Consider the following 19,560-nt stretch of genomic DNA (forward strand, 5'->3'; position numbering starts at 1 on the left):
ATAATATTTACAAACTTTTATTAGACTAATACCGGGTTAAATTCACGTTTCACTTCTTGATAGCCGTTATTGCTTTCATATGACTGTTCCTGTTCAAGATCGAACTTTTCCATAATTGGTAAATCATTAACAGAGAAGAAGTACGTATCTTCTTCGGCAACATGCTCATGCATTGCCCAGTTTGGAATAATAAAATAATCACCTTTTGACCAATCAAAGCGAACACCGTTAATAATGCTGTATCCCGAACCTTTAAATACTTGATAAATCGATGAATGCGTATGGCGGTGTGCCTTTGAATGATATCCTTTTGGAAGCTTTTGAATCCATGCACCAATATTCGGATTTGCCGTTTGCCCTGTTGATGGATTAATAAACTCTACTGCATACCCATCGTATGGATCTGGCTCAAAACGGGATAATCCTTCAATTGCTCTTAATGTTTGTGCCCATTTATACGCGCCAAGTGGGGCCTTTTTTGGATGACGATCAGAAATAGGTCGAACCATACCCCCTTCATAACGCTGAGCAGAATAGTTATCTGGAACTTTCGGTTGTTCGATTCTTTCAGGATAAGACTCGAAAAACGTGCCGCCCATCATATAAATCGTTGGAATATCGAGAACATCCATCCAAATCATCGGTTCCGTACCTTCATGGCCATGGCCATGCCAAAGATTTTTTGGTGTAATGACAAAATCTCCTTCTTCCATAAAAATCCGTTCGCCTTCAACAATGGAATAAGCGCCTTCTCCGTGCGTAATAAATCGAAGTGCATTTTGTGTATGGCGATGAGACGGTGCGACTTCTCCGGGCTGGAGAAGCTGCACTGCCGCATAAAGCGTCTGAGAAGTAGACGCCCACCCCCATGGCTGACGATAGTCCAGCCCCGGATTTTGAAGATAAATCGCTCTTCGTTCACCGCCGCGGTCCGGAGTGAAAATTTGGGCTGCTTCTCCTAGTTTCTTCTCAAGAAGATCCCATTTCCAAAGATAGGCCTGTGCATGCGGTTCAGGCTGTTTATGCATTAATTCAGGAATTGCTTCCCAAAGCGGTCCGAGATTGTATTGGCGAATATCTTTTGTAAAATCTTGGACCAGTTTACTTTTAAAAAAATCGTTTTTTTCGGCCATCCTGTTTTCCTCCAGTTCAATTAGTTATTTGCTTTGGATAAGTTACGTTCTATTTGACCTAAATGCTTTTCCGTATGCTCCACAAGTAAATGGTCCACAATAAATGAAATTGGCTTTGTACCAAAACGAGGATTTCGGCTCGGTGCTTCCATTGCCAGTTTTTCCTCATTTAATTTACTCAGCGTCTTCTCTACTTTTGGCTTAACCTCTTCTAATTCTTTTAAAACAACTGAGAGAGAAGTGCTGTCAACTTTCTCCTTACTTACTGCTGCCAAGCGGCCTTCATGCTGCAAACCGCGGCCCCATTCTTTTCCCGGTGCCTCTAAAAGCTGTTCAATTTCATCGAGCCAATAAGGAACCGCTTCCACGAGATGACAAAGAATTTGCATAATTGACCATTCTTCTTCAGCAGGATTCCAACGAAGAATCTCGTCAGAAAGCCCTGCTGTTTTTTGAATCACTTGATCAAGCGAATTTTGAACAGATTTAATAGATTCATTTACACTTAAAGTAGTCATAATTATTTCACCTCTGCTGCTTCTTTAACACTCGCGACACGGTTTTCCAAAGTACCAATTTTATCAATTTCAATTTTAACTACATCTCCATCTTTTAAGAAAACTTGAGGATCACGTGCTACCCCGACGCCTCCAGGTGTTCCTGTTAAAATCACATCTCCCGGTTCAAGTGTCATAAGGTTTGATAAAAATTCTACTAAATATTGAACAGAGAATACTAGATTTGCCGTATTAGAGCGTTGACGCTCTTCTCCGTTTACAGTTAAAACAACTTCTAAACCTGAAGGATCTTGAAGCTCATCCGAAGTTACAAGCCAAGGACCCATCGGTGCACTACCTTCTACTGTTTTACCCTGCAGCCATTGAAGTGTGCGGCGCTGAAGATCGCGGTATGTGACATCATTAACGATTGTGTATCCAGCCACATAATCAAGCGCATCTTCTTGTGAAACATTTCTTGCACGTTTACCAACAACAAAAGCAAACTCTGCTTCATAATCAAGCTGTTCTGAAATTGGATAAAACGGAATATCATCTTGCGGACCAATCACAGTGTTAGCAAATTTAGCAAATACAACCGGATATGGCGGAAGCTCGCGTTTCATTTCCAAAATATGTTCGCGATAATTATGACCAACACAAATGATTTTTCCTGGTGACGGAACTGCTGCTTCAACTTTTACTTCATTAAGTTCATATACAAGTCTGAAACCATCAGCCGATTTATTGTTTAATGCATAGTCAACTGCTTGTTTCGCAGGCTCCATGCTTTCTTTTCCACCTTGTAAAAAACCATTCATATCTGCCGGGATGAAAGCGTCCGCAATTTGCTGTGCGCGAATTTTCCCTTTTGATGCAAGTAAAGCTCGATATGAAGCATGAAGATCAATAACTTTTTCATTAAAAATTGCTCCGACACGTTGTGAAATTCCTTCGCGACTAAATGTAATTAGTTTCATAGTTAAAACTCCTTTAAAATTAATTTATTTTTTATCGTTTTAAATTTCATACAGCATTCCATTCTTTTACAGTGTAAACGGCTTCATTTTCTTGATTCATTGGGTCATGACTTGCAAGAATGTTTGCCTCATCTAAAGAAGCTGCTTGAAGAACATATGCCCCTCCCGTTTGATCCTCGAATCCTCCTCCAGTAACAAGTGTTTGATCATTCTTTAAACCCTGTAAAAATTCGCGGTGACCTTGAATGAAGTTTCCTGTAAATGATTCTTTTCTTTTAATAAGTACTAAAAATTTTTTCAATTCCTCACCCCAATTTCCAAGAAGAGTTTTAAGATAATTATCAAATTAGATAACTATGTTCTCTATTTATATAATAAACTTAAATTATTTTTTTAAAATTGTCAATAAAATTATCGAAAAAAGTTTCAGAAAATTTAATTCATTCGTTTTCTTTCCATATTATTATTGCTGTAATTTATTGAATGAAAAAATCTTTCTAATGATAAATAAGGTATTGTAATGTTAATATAATGCTTAAGGAGTTCAGACCGAATGTTAACCTTTAATATTGAAAAGGTTGATGAAAATGAATAAATGGGGGGAAGTTAATGGAAGCAGTAAAAAAAGGAACAACCATTCAGTCATTACAAGTTGGGATGAGTATTGTTGAATTAATTGCACAGCAGGGAAAACCGCTGAAATTTTCCGATATTCATGATCTAACAAAAATCACAAAAAGTAATTTGTATAAATACCTTAATACGTTTACTCAACTAGGAATTTTGTATCGCGATAAAGAATCCGGCTCCTATGTTCTTGGAAGCAAACTAATTGAATACGGAATGGCTGCCGCCGATCAAGAAAATGTGGTGGATCGCATCTCTCCTTATTTACAGGAAATTAATGAAAAAAGTTCGAGTACCGTTATCTATTCCCTTTGGACAAACAATGGTCCGATGATTGTTAAAGAATTTAACGCAAATCAGGGATATAATATCGGGGCACAAATGGGCACTTTGCTTCCTCTTCTTTCAGCAACAGGAAAAGTATTTGCAGCATTTATGGATGACCAAGTTGTTCATGAATGGAAGGAAAAAGAACTAAAACAAATTTCTGAAGAAAAAGTAAAGCAGTTTGAAGAAGAGTGTACATTCATACATGAAAAAGAAATTGCCTTTGCTAGAGAACCGCTCGTTCCTTCGGTATCCTCGGCTGCTTTTCCTGTATTTAATTACAAAAAAAGATTACTCGGGGTTGTTACAATTGTTGGCTTTTCAGATATAATTCCTCATAGTGAAGAAGAAGAGCTTAGCAAATATTTAATGGATATGAGTAAAGAAATCTCCGGAAGTTTTGGGTATCTCCCACATGCCAAATAAGAATGAATTGAGTAAGAAGCAGGGGTTTCCCTGCTTCTTTAACGTATTGAAAACATTCTCCTTCTGCTCTTACAAGCTAAAATTTTCTCCTTTCTTTATTTAAATGAAGTTCTTTATTTTTTATAAAATTAAAAATATTATCTTGAAAACGATAAATTAGGTGTCTATAATAACTATTAGAGAACATAGTTACCTAATATTATACACGTAGTTTTTTTCACAAGGAAAGTAAGCGTTAACATGAAGCGTTTTCAATCGGAGGAGGAAGAAATATGGATCAAATTAATACAACCGAGGTTATTGCTGAAAGTAAATTTAACCGTTTTCATCTAGGATTGCTTATTTGGGGGTTTCTTATTATTGCATTTGACGGGTATGATCTCGTTGTCTATGGAACTGCTGTACCGGTTTTAATTGAGAAGTGGAACCTCACTTCTGTGGAAGCCGGAGCAATGGGCAGCTATGGCTTATTCGGGATGATGTTCGGGGCAATCTTTTTTGGCACATTGGCTGACCGTATTGGAAGGAAAAATGTTGTTGCCATTACATTAATCTTTTTTAGTTTATTTACATTTTTGTGCGGATTTGCTGAAACACCAACGCTTTTCTCTACTTTTCGCTTTTTAGCAGGGGTAGGTCTTGGCGGTATTATGCCGAATATTATCGCTTTGTTAACAGATTACGCGCCTAAATCAATGAGAAGTTTAATCGTTTCGATTGTATTATGTGGCTATTCTGTTGGTGGAATACTTGCCCCTCTATTAGGAATCTTTTTAATGCCAACATTCGGCTGGGAATCGATCTTTTGGTTTGCTGGATTACCGTTATTAGCACTGCCTTTAATGTATAAACAATTACCGGAAACAGCAAGCTACTTAATTAAAACAGGGAAAAAAGAAGAACTTATTGCTGTTCTTTCCAAAGTAAGTCCTGAATCAACTTTTAATAAAGACGATGAGATTGTCGAATTAAAAACTTCAGAAAATAAAGTTCCTATTATCGGCTTATTTAAAGAGAACCGCGCATTAAGTACTGGTATGTTTTGGATTGCTTTTTTCAGCTGTTTATTAATGATATATGGACTGAACACTTGGCTTCCTAAGTTAATGGTTGAGGCTGGATATGGATTAAATTCAAGTTTAGGGTTTCTTATCGTCCTTCAAAGCGGCGCCATTATTGGCACACTAATTATCGGTCGACTTTGTGATAAATACGGCTCTAAAAAGATGCTTGTTCCGATGTACGCTTCAGGCGCAGTTGCCTTAACTTTGCTTGGATTTGGAGGGAATACTTTCGTCATTTACGCATTGGTAGCGGTTGCAGGCGCAGCTACAATCGGATCCCAAAATATCGTACAAGCTTATGTATCTCAGTACTATCCTGCATATATTCGATCAACAGCGTTAGGTACAGCATCTGGGATTGGGCGAGTTGGCGGCATGTTAGGACCGCTTTTAGGCGGATTTCTTTTATCGATTTCTTTACCAATTCACTTAAATTTCATGGCATTCGCCCTTCCAGGTTTAATAGCAGCTGCTGCACTAGCAATCATTCCTGAGAAGCATGCTGATTCTGACTTCTACCTCGTGGCAAGCCCACGAGGGTTCGAAAAACACTGAGCATTTCATATAGTTTCTCCCAAATCGTACACGTAAGAGGCGTGGTTTGACACAAAACACTCAAACGCTTTGGAATTGGGAACTCGCCATAGGGGAAACACTCGACGTACAAGTAGCCTTCTGACCACGTTAACGCACGTCTTCTCTCCTTGCGGAAAAGGAAGCAAAGTCAAACTCCCTGAATTGTTAGTTAAAACAAATTAACATGTATGATTAAACGGCTTTTTCAGCCGTTTTTTCTTTGTTAAATTTAATTCCACTATTCATGACAAGCTTTCTGTTCTGCTTGATTTCTTCAATACATTGGTTATGCATCATTAAAAAGTGATTAAAAAAAGTATCGCAATTTTGTTTATTTGGTTTCTGCAACTCATTTTCTGTACAATATATCAGGAAGGCTGAATATAAATCGCGTTGTATCCTAATACCGTTCGGAAGGAGATGCCAACGTTTTGACAATTGCTTTTTACTTGTATTATTAAGAACATGGTCATATTGAGAGGCCTTGAATGTCCATGTGTTGACTTCTTTTACTGTTCCACCAGTGATTTCAAAACGATATTTCGCTTGCTGAATGAAGTATCCGGGACTTCGTTTGCCAATACTTTTACCAAAGCGTTTACGACGATTAAACTTACCCGTTTTCTCATTAACCGTTACTTCTTTCGCTTTCTTTTGAAGTGATTTAATGTTCATTTGTTCAATGATTAATTCATCACCCATTGAACGCAAACGATTCACTTCTTCATTGTGTGCATATTTGCGGCTTTCTGCTGCTTTTCGGTGAAGTTCACGAAGTTTTTCTTGTGTTTTTAAATATCGTTTAGAAATCTTCCATTCTTTTTTACCTTTTTTAATGCGACCTTTTTCATCAAAATAATGGGGGTTCATCGTACGTCGGGAACGGTCTAAATAGCGTTGTAATAAATAAATTTTTCGTTCATAAGAAAACGTGTTTTCAGAACGTTCAGCTAAATTTTTTAAAATGACTTGATCTTTCGTTACAACGGCTAATGATTGAGTGCCGATATCCCCAGCTACTCGACCCATCCCATAATGATGACGAAAAGAACCCTCTTTTCTACGTTTTACAACAGGAAATCCTTCTAATACAATTTGGACAAAGTATCGAATTTTACCCCGAATTTTCTTTCTTACAATTCGATTGTTTCGAATGCGATAGGTTGAAAGGAGTGGTAGACCTGTTTGATTTCTTTCGACATTTTGTTTATCCATTTCTTCACCATTTTTTATGTAATAAACGATATGAGATAAGGTTTCCTGGATAAATAAATCGTCTTTTTTCACAATTAAAGGGAACTTCATATTATTAAAGCTAATATGAAAGGATTCTTCTTTTTCATTATGTTTTAAAATAATGCATCGGTCAGCTTGCTTTCCTTGAAATGTGATGAGGTCTGTTTGTTTATAAAAATTTGGTTTTTTAGAATCACCAAAAAGGATGTTTTCCATTGAATGCCATGCCATTTCACAAACAGATAAAACCGTTACAGCATCAGGTAGGGTAAATGTCGTTTCACGAATGTTTTCTCCATATTTTCGTGCAAAATCGAATGTAACACGATGAAGATTACGAAGTTTTTCAAAGTTTTCATTTAATTCTTTTTTTGTTTTTTTAAGCTGTTTAATGATCTTAGAATCCTTTTCTTTTTCAATTTTATCTGAAATCAAACGATAGGATTTTAGCGTCCTCTTGTATTCTTTTGTTCGAATCATTTGTTTGTAGTTTTTATACAATTCACCTAAAACCGTGTTTCGAATCAAACGAAGCTGTTTCCCAATTCGATGCATTTTTCAATGTTGAAAATCTAATACATCTAATTCAACTTCTACTACGTGAGAAGGAGAAACTTTACGGATTTGGTCTAGTTGTTTTTTGAGTTCTGTTTTAGGTTTGCGTTGACGTTTTTTAATTTGCGTTGACATTATAGTTTTCTCCTTTCTTCTTAGTTTGACGTTCGATTGATTAATTCTATTATATAAAAACATACGTTCGTTTTCAACTTGTTTTCAGAAAAGAATGAACATTATTTCTTTTTATCCCTTTTAATTTGTCGGTCAATTAAAAGGGCAAAAGCCATTCCTTGACCGAAGCCAATTCATCCCGAGAGCAAGCTCGTCGGGTTTTCTTGGCTAAAATTCTATAACAAAGCTTCTAATGAAGAAGCTGCGAGTCTGGGTGAGAACACAAGGAATATTAGTTAACATCTAATCCTTTCATCTCCCTAAATTGTTGTCTATATATTTTTAAAAACCCCTTGATTACCTGACAAGGGGTTTTTAATTCTTTATTTTGATATTTACATACCACCTGTTACAGGGATACTTTCACCTGTAATTGCTCCAGCTGCATCGGATGCTAGGAATACTGCAGTTTTGCCTATTTCAGATGGTTCAAGTAATCGCTTAATCCATTGTTTACCTAAAATATGGTGATCTAATGCCTCTTTTACCGTAGTTCCATCTTTTTCAGCTAAGACTGGTAATTGTTTTTCAATTAATTCTGTGCGTACCGGGCCTGGTTCAATGGCATTACACGTAATTCCTTCTACAGCATTTTCTAAAGCAACTACTTTCGTGAAGCCAGTTTGTCCTGCTTTAGCAGCACAATATGCTGATTTATATGCATCCGGAATTCTTCCATGAGCAGAAACAATGTTAATAATACGACCGAATTTTTGAGCTTTCATAGAAGGTAAAGAATGCTTCGTCATTAAGAAAGTGCCTTTTAATATAACATCGTTTAGAAGATCCCATTTTTCTACCGGGAAGTCCTCCACTTTAGAGATGAATTGTAAGCCAGCATTATTTACAACTACATCCACAGAACCACGCTCATCAATTACAGCATCGATCGCTACTTTTACACTTGTTTCGTCTGCTACGTTTACTTTGTATCCTTTTGCGTTTCCTAACTTTTCAGCTTGAGAAACTGCTGATTCTTCATTTAAATCAAAGATTGCAACAAAGTCACCATTAGCAATGAATTCTTGTGCGATAGCAAAACCTATCCCTTGAGCTGCTCCAGTAATAATGACTGTACGTTCTTTACTCATCATATATCTCCCCTAACTTAATATCTTGTTATATTTATATATTGGAGAAGAACTCTCATCTTCTCCAATATGGTTAATAGACTAAAATAGCAACGATTAATGCAGCCAATAATGCTAATGAAGTCGGTAATGTCATAACTAAGAATGAATATTTATATGCCTTTTTATGTGTTAATCCAGTTAACGCAAACGTAGAAAGAATGGCACCGGCATGCGGAAGCGCAGTAAATACAGCAGAGGCGATTGTTGAAATACGGTGCATCGCTTCAGGGTTTACACCCATGTCTAAATATGATTGTGCAAAAGCTTCCATTGTAATACCTAGTCCGCCGGAAGATGAACCTGTAATTGACCCAAGTGCAGCTGATGCAATGGTTAAACTAATAAGCGGATTACCAGGAATCCCTAATATAAAATTAGAAATTGCTTGAAATCCTGGTGCCAATGTAATAACAACTCCAAATCCTACGGAAGCTGCTGTAAAAAAGATTGGATGAATAGATCCATTTGCTCCTTGGCTTAATGCTTGTTTATGAGATGGAATATAGCGATGGAATTTCAACGCAGAGATAATTACCGCTGCCCCTAACCCAATTAGTACAATGTTTTCAATATCTAAGGCGCTGCCAATGAAGATAATAATAATTAATGCTAATAACGGTAAGATACTCGAGAAGAAAGAAGGTATCTTATCCTTAAGCTCAATTTGCTCATCAGACTTGTCATTTTCCTCAAATACTTCATTTCGTTCCAAACTTTGATTGAGTGTGTGACGCATATACCATAGACCCGCAATAATTGAAACAAGAGTTGCGACGATACCTATTAACGGTGCTGCCATTAAGGTAGTTCCTAAATATTTAGTTGGGACAACGTTTTGAATGGATGGAGTACCCGGCATCATTGTCATTGTAAAAGTACCAATTCCTAGAAAAAGAGGAATCACAATCATATTCCAAGCTATATTTAATTTTTTAAATAATGGCCTTGCCAGCGGAATAATAACGAATAAAACTACAAATAAGCTAATTCCACCAAATGTTAAAATAGAACTAATAGCAAAGATCGCTACTAAAACGGAAAAAGGTCTTTCTATCCCTGTAATAGATAACACTTTTTCAGAAATCGCTTGGGCTGCTCCGCTTTTCTCAATATACTGTGCTAAAATACCCCCTAATAGAAAGACTGCAAAATAATTAATAACAAAACCTGTAAGCCCTGTCATAAATGAGGCTTCTTTTCCTATTAAAGATGGGAAAAAGTCCTTCCCATTTGTTAGGATAACGATGATAGAAGCTGCAGGTGCTATAAATACAATACTGAACCCTCTCATCGCCATGATGACTATAATAATTATTGCTAAAATAATTCCTAATGTACCCATTTTAATCCCCCAGCTTGTCTTGTTGAAAATATGAATTTTTTGTTACCAATGGTGCAGCATGCTTAAGATTATGTCACAGATTTGTGAATAAATATAATACTTATTAAGCTATTGCATCTATAACAAGGAGGGTATTAATTGATAAGAAAAGTAAAAAAATAAGGAGTTAGAACTGAGGATCACAAGGAGCACTATTAAAGAAAATTGAATGTTTTAAAAAAGAATGAGCAAAGTATATCGATTACTATAATCATAAACCCATAAAAGCAAAACTAAATGGCCTGAGCCCGGTTCAATACCGAGTTCAGACCTTATAAGCTTCATAATGATTAAGACTAAGGTTTATTTCAAAAGAATTTTACTAAGTGGTTGAAAAACGGTCTCCAACATTTGGACTGGACTTGGCAAGTTGGGATAAAAAAGAAGAACGATCGCGAGCAACCACTCCATTACAACCAATATTATAAAGGTGGATTTCTCCCTTTTCCTGATTGATTTCATCCTTGGCCATTCATATAGAACCATAAGAGCTGCTAATAGTGTTATACCTATTATAAAAAACCATACCACGTGTCTTCACCTCGTTACGTCGTTCTTCCTACACCAGTCCTAAGAACATGGGCCTTAATATCAAATGTAACCTCAACCTTAGGGAATATCTCCTCCCAGTCACCTTTCACTTCATTCCATTTTTCTGGATATTTCCGCTCAAAGGCCTCTGCAAAGCCGAAAATATCTGCTTCCATTTCTTTTTGTACTTGATCGATCGTTACTTTTAAACGTCCTTCAATCTCTTTCTCTAACGCTTTTTCTAACACTTTGATATTTTTAGGCTCCTCTAACCTCAAGCTACTTTCATTTAGAATAACATCGTTTTCTGTTACTGCTTTAACTGTCATTTTCCACTTTCCATCCTTGATTTTCGGGATAAGTTCTGTACGCGCGCGAATAAGAGTCATAGAGACATATCCGTTTTCCTCCTCAGGTTTCACTGTGATGTAAGCCTCTTTGATTTCATCTCTTATCCAAAGCACTCCCCTTGTTACTTTATCATCTAATAATCCGATCATTTTGTCCTGTTTAAAAACAGCGGTGCGATTGATGTACGCAATCGTTTGTAATGGATCTTGCCCCTCTTCTGGCGGTAATCGTTCAATCATTGGTAAAGCTGCTGCATCTCCTTTTAACATTTGAAGCAGCTCAATTAACGTCACATTCATCAATACCTCAGATACGGCCAATTCCCGCAGCACTTCGGATGAGGCTTTTTCAATAGGAGGACGTAATGCTAACACATCCTTCGCGTTTCCCTTCGTAACAAACACATAAGATCTAAGCCGAGGCTCACGATAGCGTATAAAGAAATCAATTTGGTTACTAATTCCTTTCTCCGCAAGCTTCTCACCAATCACAATCACTTCTGAATGACCCCAAAATATTTTTCGGGGAATCCTTTCTTTTAGATGCTCTAAAGCATCCGCAATGGTAGTTCCCTGTCCCGTTCTGATCAGTACTCGCCCTTCGCCGCTGCTCCCCTCACCACTTTGCATTTGAGGAACAGATATTTCAACCGTCACTTCTATTAGGTTGTCTTTCTTTTGATCTAAACCAATTCCTCTTATTAGAGCCACATCATTTAGTTCCGTTCGATCCCAACAACCGGTAAGAAGAAATATACTTGTCCAAACGAAAATAAATTGGAGGATTCTCATCCTTTTTGTTCCTCCTTTTTCTGATGCTTTCCTTTTCGTATGTATGCAACGAGTAGAAGAAACATTGGGATACTTGTTTGAATGATTGGGTTTAAAAAAGGATCTACTGTTCGATTATAGCTGAAGTATGCCGCTGTAGTCGGAAATTGCCACGCAGCCAACAAGACCATTAGAAAGCCAAGTGGAAAAACGATCGGGCGGTAGTCTGAGAAATTTAGCCATTGGGCAGTTCCTAATACCACTACATAATAAAAGACACAGATTTTAATAAACGCACCTGCAATCCAAATCGCCATAACAAGAGCTTCGAGATGGGATAGAAAATCAGCAATACTAATATATTTAACAGCAGTCATTACCGGGGAATAAAAGCTGCCCGTGGCCTCTCCCAATACGAAAAGAGTTATTAGGTTCGTAACTACCATCGTCAGCAACACGACAAGTGCCGAAACTACTCCCCACTTTCCACCCTTTTTTTGGTCTGTTACAAAAGGAAGAAAAAAGGAAAGGAAAAGAAATTGACCAAACCAAATATTTACGAAGGCGGCTCCCTTAATCGAAGGAATTATTCCTTTCCCCATAATCGGAAATAGATGTTTCACTTCTGCGTCCGGAAGGAGAAGGATAATAATGAATAGAAAAAGCAGTAGAAAAATAGGAATAATCATTTCCGCAATCCTTCCCATCACTTCTATCCCACCGCGTACGGCAAATGCACAAGCCAATATCATACTTCCTAGAACAACAATCTGCGGGGTGTGAGGAAGAAAACTACTATTTATAAACTCCCCATATTGCCATATCGTGTTGCTGATCCCTTGCATATAAAAAAGTAAAATGGCAGCCCCAACGACTTTCCCTGGTATTACTCCTAGAATATCCGTACTGTATTGGATGATGGTATCTTTCGGGTAGAACTGACTCAACCGGTATACAATAAACACAGTCAGAAATCCTATAACAGATGCCAAAATGGGGGAAATCCACAAATCCCGTCCTGCATAGGAAAACGTAGTGGCTGGTAAAAACAGAATGCCTGTTGCGATGATCTCAAGATACATCATCATCGCCAATTGCAACGCAGATATTTTTCCTTTCTCAATCATTCTTTTCACCCCCATGTTTCGAACCTGGTTTTTGATTAGGTGCTTGTCGGTATTGATTGTACTCCCCAGTTAAATGGGGACGTGTATTCAACATCCACCAAGGAGCTCGTATCAGCACATCTTTCATGTCTTTTCCTTTCATCGGAGCTAATGGGGAAAGATAAGGAACACCGAACGAACGCAAGGTGCATAAGTGGGTAAGAATGATTAAAAGACCGAGCATCACGCCAAGTATTCCAAGTGCTCCGGCAAGAAAAATCATTGGAAAGCGTAACAACCTTATGGAAGCTCCAAAGTTATAACGCGGAATAGTAAAGGAAGCAATTCCCGTGAGCGCAACTACCATCACCATAGGAGCAGAAACTATACCAGCCTGAATGGCCGCTTGACCAATTACCAATGCTCCTACAATACTAACAGCAGCACCAATCTGTTTAGGAAGCCTGATCCCAGCTTCACGCAGTGCTTCAAAAATAACTTCCATAATTAATGCTTCTACAAGGGCAGGAAATGGAACAGCTTCCCGTGAAGCGGCCATACTAAGGATGAGTTTTGTTGGCACCATCTCCTGATGATAGCTTAAAACCGCCACATAGACCGAAGGAAGCAGAAGTGAAAACACCACAAATAGATAACGTAACCAACGGATAGCTGTACTTAACATAAAACGCTGATAGTAATCTTCACTTGATTGAAGCAATGAATAGAGTGTTGTTGGTGCAATCAACCCAAAAGGACTGCCATCAACGAGAATAACAACCCGACCTTCCAGTAAACTTGCTGCAGAAGTATCCGGCCGTTCGGTACTCATAATCTGGGGAAAAGGTGAATAAGGGTTGTCCTCTATCATTTCTTCTATATAGCCGCTGTCTAATATTCCATCAACCTCAATTTTTTGCAATCGATTCTCAACTTCTTCAATCAAAGTTTGATCTGCTATTCCTTCTATATAAGCAATAATAATTTCAGTTTGAGTATAACGTCCGATTTTCATTGATTTCATTTTTAATTTAGAGCTTCTTAGTCGTCTTCTGATTAAGGCTGTATTTACGCCTAATGTTTCCGTAAACCCTTCACGAGGTCCTTTTACAACTGATTCAGAAGTGGGTTCCTCAACCGATCGTTTCTCCCATTGAGCCAGTCCTAAAGCCACTCCTTGATTTTCTCGTTCCACTAATATGACTGGATTCCCTATTGATATGTGTTCAATACACTCGGTAAACGTCTTTACTTCCTTCACTCTTGAAACAGAAACTTTTTCTTTCGTCCATTTCCTAAGGTAACTTTCTTCCACTTCTGTCTCCCTCATCAAAGGGGAAAGCACATTTGCATCAATTTCTTGAATATTTGATAGACCTTCGATATAAATTAACTGCGCTTTTAGCTGTCCTCCGATTAAAAAAGGACGAAAAATCACATCAGAACAATCTTTATAAGATGAACTTAATATTTGAAGGTTTTCAGCCAAATCCATAGAAAGCAAATCTTGCTGTTTCTCACTGTGCTGATCGTGATTTATATGTTTTTTTTTAGACTTCCTAAAAATCATTTTCATACCTCTTCTTCTCTATAAGACCCGTAGTTACACTTCAATTCACCTATTGACTTGTGTACCATTATAGCCAAAGTAAAAGGGACTTAAACGGTGAGAGATTTTCATAACAACAAATTGTTTACTTACCGGGATTTAGTACAAAAAACACTTACTACAAGCATAAAAAAAACTAAGGCTAAAAAAGCGCTTAGCTAAACTGATTCAATCAAAAATAGCTAGTTTTGTTTTTATCTGCTCTTCATTTTAAGAGGCGGTCCGAAAAAAAGACAGTTCTATAGCCAACATAATTGGCTATAGAACTGATTTTATATACAACACTTAATCTTTCAAACATAAATGAATAAAAGTAATGTTATTTTCTACACTATTTTTTCACCTTCAAAAGCTTTCTTTAAAGGACTTTGACCATCTTCCCACTCATAATAAAAATAAGAAGAAACGTCCTCCTCAGAAACATCCTCAATTTCACTTGGGCTCCAATTCGGTTTATGATCTTTATCTACAAGCACGGACCGAATTCCTTCATACACCTCATTCTTACTAAAAAAATTCATCGCTAAATCCATTTCCATCACAAAGCATGCTTGAAGCGATTTTTGTTTTCCTTCTTGAAGCTGGCGAAGCGTCACTTTTAGGGATGTAGGGGACTTAGACAGCATCGTATTCACTGTTTCTAACGCCCATCCATCACCTTCTGCCGCCGCTAGTTTAAGAGATAAAATGATTTCTTCCAACGAATTAAAGCGAAAATGTTTGTTTATTTGTTCTTCATGACGTTCTATGTTTGAAGTGTCTTTAACAGGTGAACAATAATACTTTAATAACTCATTAATGTCTTCCCCTGAACTATGTAATGTCCATGGTTTTTCGTTAATCGCTCTTTTTAACTCCGGCCAATTGTGACGCTCGATATAATAATCAGCCGCACCAGTATAAAGGGTATCAGAAGCATCTATTGAGTTTGCTGTTAAAGCGAGGTATCGTCCAATACAGCCAGGCATGTTATTTAAAAAGGAACTAGAGCCGACATCAGGAAAAAAGCCGATCGTCATTTCCGGCATTGCCCATTTAGTTTTTTCAGTTACAATGCGATGAGAAGCACCAATAGAGAGGCCTACTCCTCCTCCCATCACAATGCCGTTCATATATACAAGAATTGGTTTTGGGTAATTGTGAATCTCATAATCCAGCGTATACTCTGCTGTAATGTAGCTCTTTGCATATGCTGCTGCATTTTTTTTTACATTATAAAAGGAACGAATATCGCCCCCAGCACAAAATGCTTTCTCTCCTTCTGAATGAAGACAGATGAAAGCAACTGTATCATCTTCCTTCCATTCTTTTAACGTCTTTAAAAGACTATCAATCATTTCTTTACTTAACGCATGTAACGCCTGCGGACGATTTAATTTAATCCAACCTGCACCATTTCGTGCTTTTGTTGCGATTACACTCTTTTCTTCCACTGTAAAATCACCGCCCTATCCATAAAAATCTATTATTTATTTAACTTCAGAATAGTAATGCCAAACACCATCTTTGAGCTCTTTAGTAACTTTTTGATGGTTCTCTAAATAATCTAAGTGTCCGATAATTTCTGACATCACTAACGAAAATTGGCTCTCATATTTATGTTTGTAATACGTTTGTGCTAACTCATTTGCGGTAGTGACACCTTTTTCAATTAGCTTTAACATTCGATCTGCTTTTTTCTGAATGCCGTTCAAGCGCTCAGTAATAAGTTTTTTATAATCAAAAATAAGCTCTCCATGTCCTGGAAATAAAACATCCGCCTCAAGAGCTAAGCATTTTTTAAGTGAATTTTCATGCTGAATTAACGTTAACAGCCGCTTACCATCTTCATCCGGTTCGACTAAAGCGTTGCTGGAAATATGCTGAATAAGAAGATCACCGCCAAAAATCCATTTTCGTTTCTCATCAAAAAAGATCATATGATCAGGAGAGTGACCTGGTGTTTGGATCGCTTGTAATCCTGCTATGAGATCAGCCTCAGTAAGCGGAATAATGTCTGCATCTACCCTTCGTTTTTCATGCTGATTTGCTGCTGCTATTAAACGCCCGACCTGCTTTTCCCCAAAAATTCCGCAGCCCATTTCTTCATATAACTGCTTAAAAAACGCAATACGCATCTTAAAAAATTGCGGATCTCGCTTTAAGCGATGAATTGCCTCTTTTGGTGCATAAATCGGGATATCTTTTTTAATAGAAGAAATCCGATTTACTAAGCCAACATGATCCTCATGGTTATGTGTAATAATAATTCTACTTACGTCTTCGAGACTAAAGCCAAAGTTATGTAACGTCCTGGTTAAATCGTTCCAATTTTCTTCGTTGTTCATTCCTGCATCAATAAGCGAAAGAGAATCTTCTTCTTGTAATAAATAAAAATTAAACGATTGTAAGCTATGTTTTGTCGGAACTGAAATCGGATAAACAGTATGTGAAGTTTTTGTTAATGCTGATTGCACTTTCAGCCACCTCCCCTATCCTAAAAATGGAATTCTCCTTAAGTGCCTTTTAAAATAATATGTGGTAGTATATAAGGGTCCACCTTTTTTGGAAATGAGAGAAAGCGCGAACTCACCAAATTTCCAAAAAAGGCGGATTTTTTATGCTTTTAAGCGAAATCTTTGAATTTTGCCTGTTGCTGTTTTTGGCAGTTCATCAATAAACTCTATTTTTCGTGGATATTTGTATGGTGCTAAATCTTGTTTTACAAATTGTTTAATTTCTTTCTTTAAGCTTTCAGAAGGAGCAACCCCGCTTTTTAAAACAATAAATGCCTTTGGCTTTACGAGATTATTTTCATTCTTTTCTGCAACAACAGCTGCTTCAAGAATGTAATCATGACGAAGCAGTGAATTTTCAATTTCAATAGGCGATACCCAGATGCCGCCTACTTTCATCATATCATCGGAGCGGCCGCAGTACCAAAAGTAACCGTTTTCATCCTTGTAGTATTTATCACCCGTATGAAACCATTCACCGTAAAACTTTCGTTTATTTTCTTCATGACGGTTCCAATACTTACTGCAAATACTGTCACCTTTAATTAATAAGTCGCCAACTTCATTATCAGGAACTTCGATGCCGAGATCGTTTACAATTTTTGCTTCATATCCCGGCACGACTTTACCAGAGCTTCCAGGCTTCACATCGCCTATATTATTTGATAAAAAAATATGAAGGACTTCTGTTGAACCGATGCCGTCTAATATATCAACGTTATAAAGTTTTTTCCATTTTTTAATAAATACTGACGGCAGTGCTTCACCAGCCGAAACGCATACTCTTAAAGAAGATAGATCATATTTCCTTTCCGATTTTTCCGCTAATTCGATCATTGAACCATACAGCGTTGGAACACCAAAGAAAATAGTCGGCTTATATTTCTCAATCATTTCAAATACTTTTTCAGGAAGCGGTCGGTCTGGCAGCAGTACGGTTGAGGCACCGGCACTAAGCGGGAAATACATACCGTTTCCAAGTCCGTATGCAAAGAAAAGCTTTGACACAGAAAACGTAATATCATCCGCTGTAATTTTCAATACTTTCTTAGCGTAATTTTGATAGGCGCATTCGATATCATGCTGAAGGTGGACAACTCCTTTTGGTTCACCGGTGCTGCCTGAGCTGTACAACCAAAACGCTTCATCGTTTGCGGTTGTATGTACAGCTTCAAGTTTAGTCGATTGACCGCTGAGAAGCATATGATAATCAAATGTATCCCCCTGAATGACAGCGTTTTCAGAAATGACGATAACTTGCTTTAAATAAAGAAAGCGATCTCTAATATGAGAAATTTTTTCCCAATGTTCTTCATGGATCACAAGAGCACGAGCGCGGCTGTTATTTAAAAAATATTCATAATCACTAGGCTGCATCATCGTATTAACAGGAATCGGAACGGCCCCCATTCGAATTGAGCCAAGAAAAGCACTAATAAATTCAGGTGAGTCGTTACAAACAAGCAAAATACGGTGCTCAGCTTCTAAGCCAAGCGTTTTAATGGCATTACCAAATTGATTAATTTTTTCTTCAAGCTGATGATAAGTAAGTGTTTGATCAAGATAATGAATGGCAGCCTTGTCACCAAGTCCATTCCTAATATTCTCTTCCATAATTCGATCAGCTACATTGTAGTAATTGCCAATGCCATTGATTTTCTGTACTGTTTGTTCCATCATATCCCCCTCGCTTTTTTATGACTATGTGGATTGAAGCATATATAAAGAGCAACACTGGTTAACAAAATTGTTAACCAGTATTGCTTTTTTGAAGTTGGGGTTACTGACCTTTCCACTCAGCAGGACGTTTTTCGATAAAAGAAGTTAATCCTTCCTTTGCATCTTGTGAACGGAACAATAAATTTTGCAGTTCACCTTCATAACGAATGGCCACATTTAACGGCATTTCTTTTCCGTTCATAATCGAAAGTTTAATATTGGAGGCAGCATATGCAGCACTGTTTGCAACTTTTCTTGCATATTCACGCGTTTTTTCCAATGTTTCTTCTTGAGGAAATACGCGATCAACTAAGCCAATTTCCAATGCTTCCTGCGGCGAAATCGTATCACCTGTAATATTTAAATCTAGAGCTTTTGAATGACCAACTTGACGCGCTAAACGCTGTGTACCGCCTGTTCCGGCAAGAACGCCTAAGCTGATTTCCGGAAGACCAATTTTTCCAGCTTGGTCGCCCATAAAGCGAAGATCACAGCCAAGCGCCATTTCAAGACCGCCGCCAACTGTATGTCCTTCAAGGCATGCAATCCAAATTTGCGGAGAACGGGCAATTTTATCAAGTGTTTCATTACAGAAAAGGCAGAATTGTGTTTTAAAGCGCGGCTCTGCAGCTTTTAAGAAGTTAATATCAGCACCGGCAGAGAAAAACTTCGGCATGTCACTCATGAGAATGGCCACTTTAATGTCGTTATCAAAACGAATATCATCAATTGCAGCATTTAATTCTTTATAAAACTCTAAGCTGTAAGAATTCGTTTTGTTCACGTGTAAATGTACTTCTGCCACTCCGTTTTCTTTTACTAATGTAAGCGTTTTAGTTTTTTCGGTAGTAGTTGACATTTATATGTCCT

At 37.6% G+C, this 19,560-nt stretch carries 17 protein-coding genes and 1 pseudogene; 3 read left to right on the forward strand and 15 right to left on the reverse strand.

The annotated features are described in order from the left end of the window. Positions 1 to 20 precede the first annotated feature (20 nt). The 4 genes from DS031_RS07765 to DS031_RS07780 are packed head-to-tail and all read right to left on the reverse strand — an operon-like array spanning position 21 to position 2,911. Positions 21 to 1,133 (reverse strand): cupin domain-containing protein, encoded by a 1,113-nt coding sequence (locus DS031_RS07765; protein WP_113805371.1) that lies wholly within the window; start codon positions 1,131 to 1,133, stop codon positions 21 to 23. 20 nt (positions 1,134 to 1,153) lie between these two features. Then, positions 1,154 to 1,651 (reverse strand): DinB family protein, encoded by a 498-nt coding sequence (locus DS031_RS07770; RefSeq protein WP_113805372.1) that lies wholly within the window; start codon positions 1,649 to 1,651, stop codon positions 1,154 to 1,156. Between the two features lie 2 nt (positions 1,652 to 1,653). Next, positions 1,654 to 2,610, reverse strand: a complete 957-nt coding sequence (locus tag DS031_RS07775) for a fumarylacetoacetate hydrolase family protein (protein WP_113805373.1) — start codon at positions 2,608 to 2,610, stop codon at positions 1,654 to 1,656. A gap of 46 nt (positions 2,611 to 2,656) precedes the next feature. After that, a complete protein-coding gene (locus tag DS031_RS07780; protein ID WP_113805374.1) occupies positions 2,657 to 2,911 on the reverse strand; it encodes a YciI family protein in 255 nt (84 codons plus the stop codon). 308 nt (positions 2,912 to 3,219) lie between these two features. On the opposite strand from DS031_RS07780, the gene DS031_RS07785 reads away from it, so the two are divergent. Both DS031_RS07785 and DS031_RS07790 read left to right on the forward strand, forming a co-directional pair. Beyond that, entirely contained in the window at positions 3,220 to 3,990 is a 771-nt protein-coding gene (locus DS031_RS07785; protein WP_113805375.1) for an IclR family transcriptional regulator, read from the forward strand. Positions 3,991 to 4,262: 272 nt separating this feature from the next. After that, entirely contained in the window at positions 4,263 to 5,609 is a 1,347-nt protein-coding gene (locus DS031_RS07790; RefSeq protein WP_113805376.1) for an MFS transporter, read from the forward strand. A gap of 213 nt (positions 5,610 to 5,822) precedes the next feature. Here the strand turns inward: DS031_RS07790 and DS031_RS07795 are convergent, their stop codons facing one another. The 4 genes from DS031_RS07795 to DS031_RS07805 form a co-directional block, all read right to left on the reverse strand. Further along, a complete protein-coding gene (locus DS031_RS07795) occupies positions 5,823 to 7,394 on the reverse strand; it encodes a hypothetical protein (protein ID WP_113805377.1) in 1,572 nt (523 codons plus the stop codon). Between the two features lie 30 nt (positions 7,395 to 7,424). After that, on the reverse strand, positions 7,425 to 7,556 hold the full coding sequence (locus tag DS031_RS24415; protein WP_281269107.1) for a hypothetical protein: 132 nt from the start codon (positions 7,554 to 7,556) through the stop codon (positions 7,425 to 7,427). Positions 7,557 to 7,930: 374 nt separating this feature from the next. Then, on the reverse strand, positions 7,931 to 8,686 hold the full coding sequence (locus DS031_RS07800) for a 3-hydroxybutyrate dehydrogenase (RefSeq protein WP_245947273.1): 756 nt from the start codon (positions 8,684 to 8,686) through the stop codon (positions 7,931 to 7,933). 73 nt (positions 8,687 to 8,759) lie between these two features. Continuing rightward, positions 8,760 to 10,070: a GntP family permease gene (locus DS031_RS07805; protein ID WP_113805379.1), complete on the reverse strand. Its 1,311-nt coding sequence runs from the start codon at positions 10,068 to 10,070 to the stop codon at positions 8,760 to 8,762. 227 nt (positions 10,071 to 10,297) lie between these two features. Between DS031_RS07805 and DS031_RS07810 the strand changes: the two are divergent. Then, positions 10,298 to 10,387 (forward strand): annotated as a pseudogene (locus DS031_RS07810) (IS3 family transposase); the annotation flags it as partial. Between the two features lie 267 nt (positions 10,388 to 10,654). Here the strand turns inward: DS031_RS07810 and DS031_RS07820 are convergent. From DS031_RS07820 to DS031_RS07850, 7 genes are all read right to left on the reverse strand, one after another. After that, the gene (locus tag DS031_RS07820; RefSeq protein ID WP_113805381.1) at positions 10,655 to 11,782 is read right to left on the reverse strand and encodes a Ger(x)C family spore germination protein; all 1,128 of its coding nucleotides are present in this window, start codon (positions 11,780 to 11,782) and stop codon (positions 10,655 to 10,657) included. Then, on the reverse strand, positions 11,779 to 12,888 hold the full coding sequence (locus tag DS031_RS07825) for a GerAB/ArcD/ProY family transporter (RefSeq protein WP_181833064.1): 1,110 nt from the start codon (positions 12,886 to 12,888) through the stop codon (positions 11,779 to 11,781). Before DS031_RS07825 ends, DS031_RS07820 begins: the two co-directional genes overlap by 4 nt. Beyond that, entirely contained in the window at positions 12,881 to 14,437 is a 1,557-nt protein-coding gene (locus DS031_RS07830; RefSeq protein WP_113805382.1) for a spore germination protein, read from the reverse strand. Before DS031_RS07830 ends, DS031_RS07825 begins: the two co-directional genes overlap by 8 nt. 365 nt (positions 14,438 to 14,802) lie before the next feature. Then, positions 14,803 to 15,909 (reverse strand): enoyl-CoA hydratase/isomerase family protein, encoded by a 1,107-nt coding sequence (locus DS031_RS07835; protein WP_113805383.1) that lies wholly within the window; start codon positions 15,907 to 15,909, stop codon positions 14,803 to 14,805. Between the two features lie 36 nt (positions 15,910 to 15,945). Beyond that, on the reverse strand, positions 15,946 to 16,932 hold the full coding sequence (locus DS031_RS07840; protein ID WP_113805384.1) for an MBL fold metallo-hydrolase: 987 nt from the start codon (positions 16,930 to 16,932) through the stop codon (positions 15,946 to 15,948). Between the two features lie 141 nt (positions 16,933 to 17,073). Further along, complete coding sequence (locus DS031_RS07845) at positions 17,074 to 18,648, reverse strand: benzoate-CoA ligase family protein (protein WP_113805385.1); 1,575 nt, start codon at positions 18,646 to 18,648, stop codon at positions 17,074 to 17,076. Between the two features lie 103 nt (positions 18,649 to 18,751). Beyond that, positions 18,752 to 19,549 (reverse strand): enoyl-CoA hydratase/isomerase family protein, encoded by a 798-nt coding sequence (locus DS031_RS07850; protein WP_113805386.1) that lies wholly within the window; start codon positions 19,547 to 19,549, stop codon positions 18,752 to 18,754. Positions 19,550 to 19,560: the final 11 nt, after the last annotated feature.

The sequence above is a fragment of the Bacillus taeanensis genome, from assembly GCF_003318295.1.
In the GTDB taxonomy this organism is placed as follows: Bacteria; Bacillota; Bacilli; order Bacillales; family UBA6769; genus Maribacillus; species Maribacillus taeanensis.

What these genes read in the sequence shown, in the direction of transcription:
- DS031_RS07765 (WP_113805371.1), bottom strand. Translation starts at nt 1,133, where the DNA reads ATGGCCGAAAAAAACGATTTTTTTAAAAGTAAACTGGTCCAAGATTTT.
- DS031_RS07770 (WP_113805372.1), bottom strand. Translation starts at nt 1,651, where the DNA reads ATGACTACTTTAAGTGTAAATGAATCTATTAAATCTGTTCAAAATTCG.
- DS031_RS07775 (WP_113805373.1), bottom strand. Translation starts at nt 2,610, where the DNA reads ATGAAACTAATTACATTTAGTCGCGAAGGAATTTCACAACGTGTCGGA.
- DS031_RS07785 (WP_113805375.1), top strand. Translation starts at nt 3,220, where the DNA reads ATGGAAGCAGTAAAAAAAGGAACAACCATTCAGTCATTACAAGTTGGG.
- DS031_RS07790 (WP_113805376.1), top strand. Translation starts at nt 4,263, where the DNA reads ATGGATCAAATTAATACAACCGAGGTTATTGCTGAAAGTAAATTTAAC.
- DS031_RS24415 (WP_281269107.1), bottom strand. Translation starts at nt 7,556, where the DNA reads ATGTCAACGCAAATTAAAAAACGTCAACGCAAACCTAAAACAGAACTC.
- DS031_RS07800 (WP_245947273.1), bottom strand. Translation starts at nt 8,686, where the DNA reads ATGAGTAAAGAACGTACAGTCATTATTACTGGAGCAGCTCAAGGGATA.
- DS031_RS07805 (WP_113805379.1), bottom strand. Translation starts at nt 10,070, where the DNA reads ATGGGTACATTAGGAATTATTTTAGCAATAATTATTATAGTCATCATG.
- DS031_RS07820 (WP_113805381.1), bottom strand. Translation starts at nt 11,782, where the DNA reads ATGAGAATCCTCCAATTTATTTTCGTTTGGACAAGTATATTTCTTCTT.
- DS031_RS07825 (WP_181833064.1), bottom strand. Translation starts at nt 12,888, where the DNA reads ATGATTGAGAAAGGAAAAATATCTGCGTTGCAATTGGCGATGATGATG.
- DS031_RS07830 (WP_113805382.1), bottom strand. Translation starts at nt 14,437, where the DNA reads ATGATTTTTAGGAAGTCTAAAAAAAAACATATAAATCACGATCAGCAC.
- DS031_RS07845 (WP_113805385.1), bottom strand. Translation starts at nt 18,648, where the DNA reads ATGGAACAAACAGTACAGAAAATCAATGGCATTGGCAATTACTACAAT.
- DS031_RS07850 (WP_113805386.1), bottom strand. Translation starts at nt 19,549, where the DNA reads ATGTCAACTACTACCGAAAAAACTAAAACGCTTACATTAGTAAAAGAA.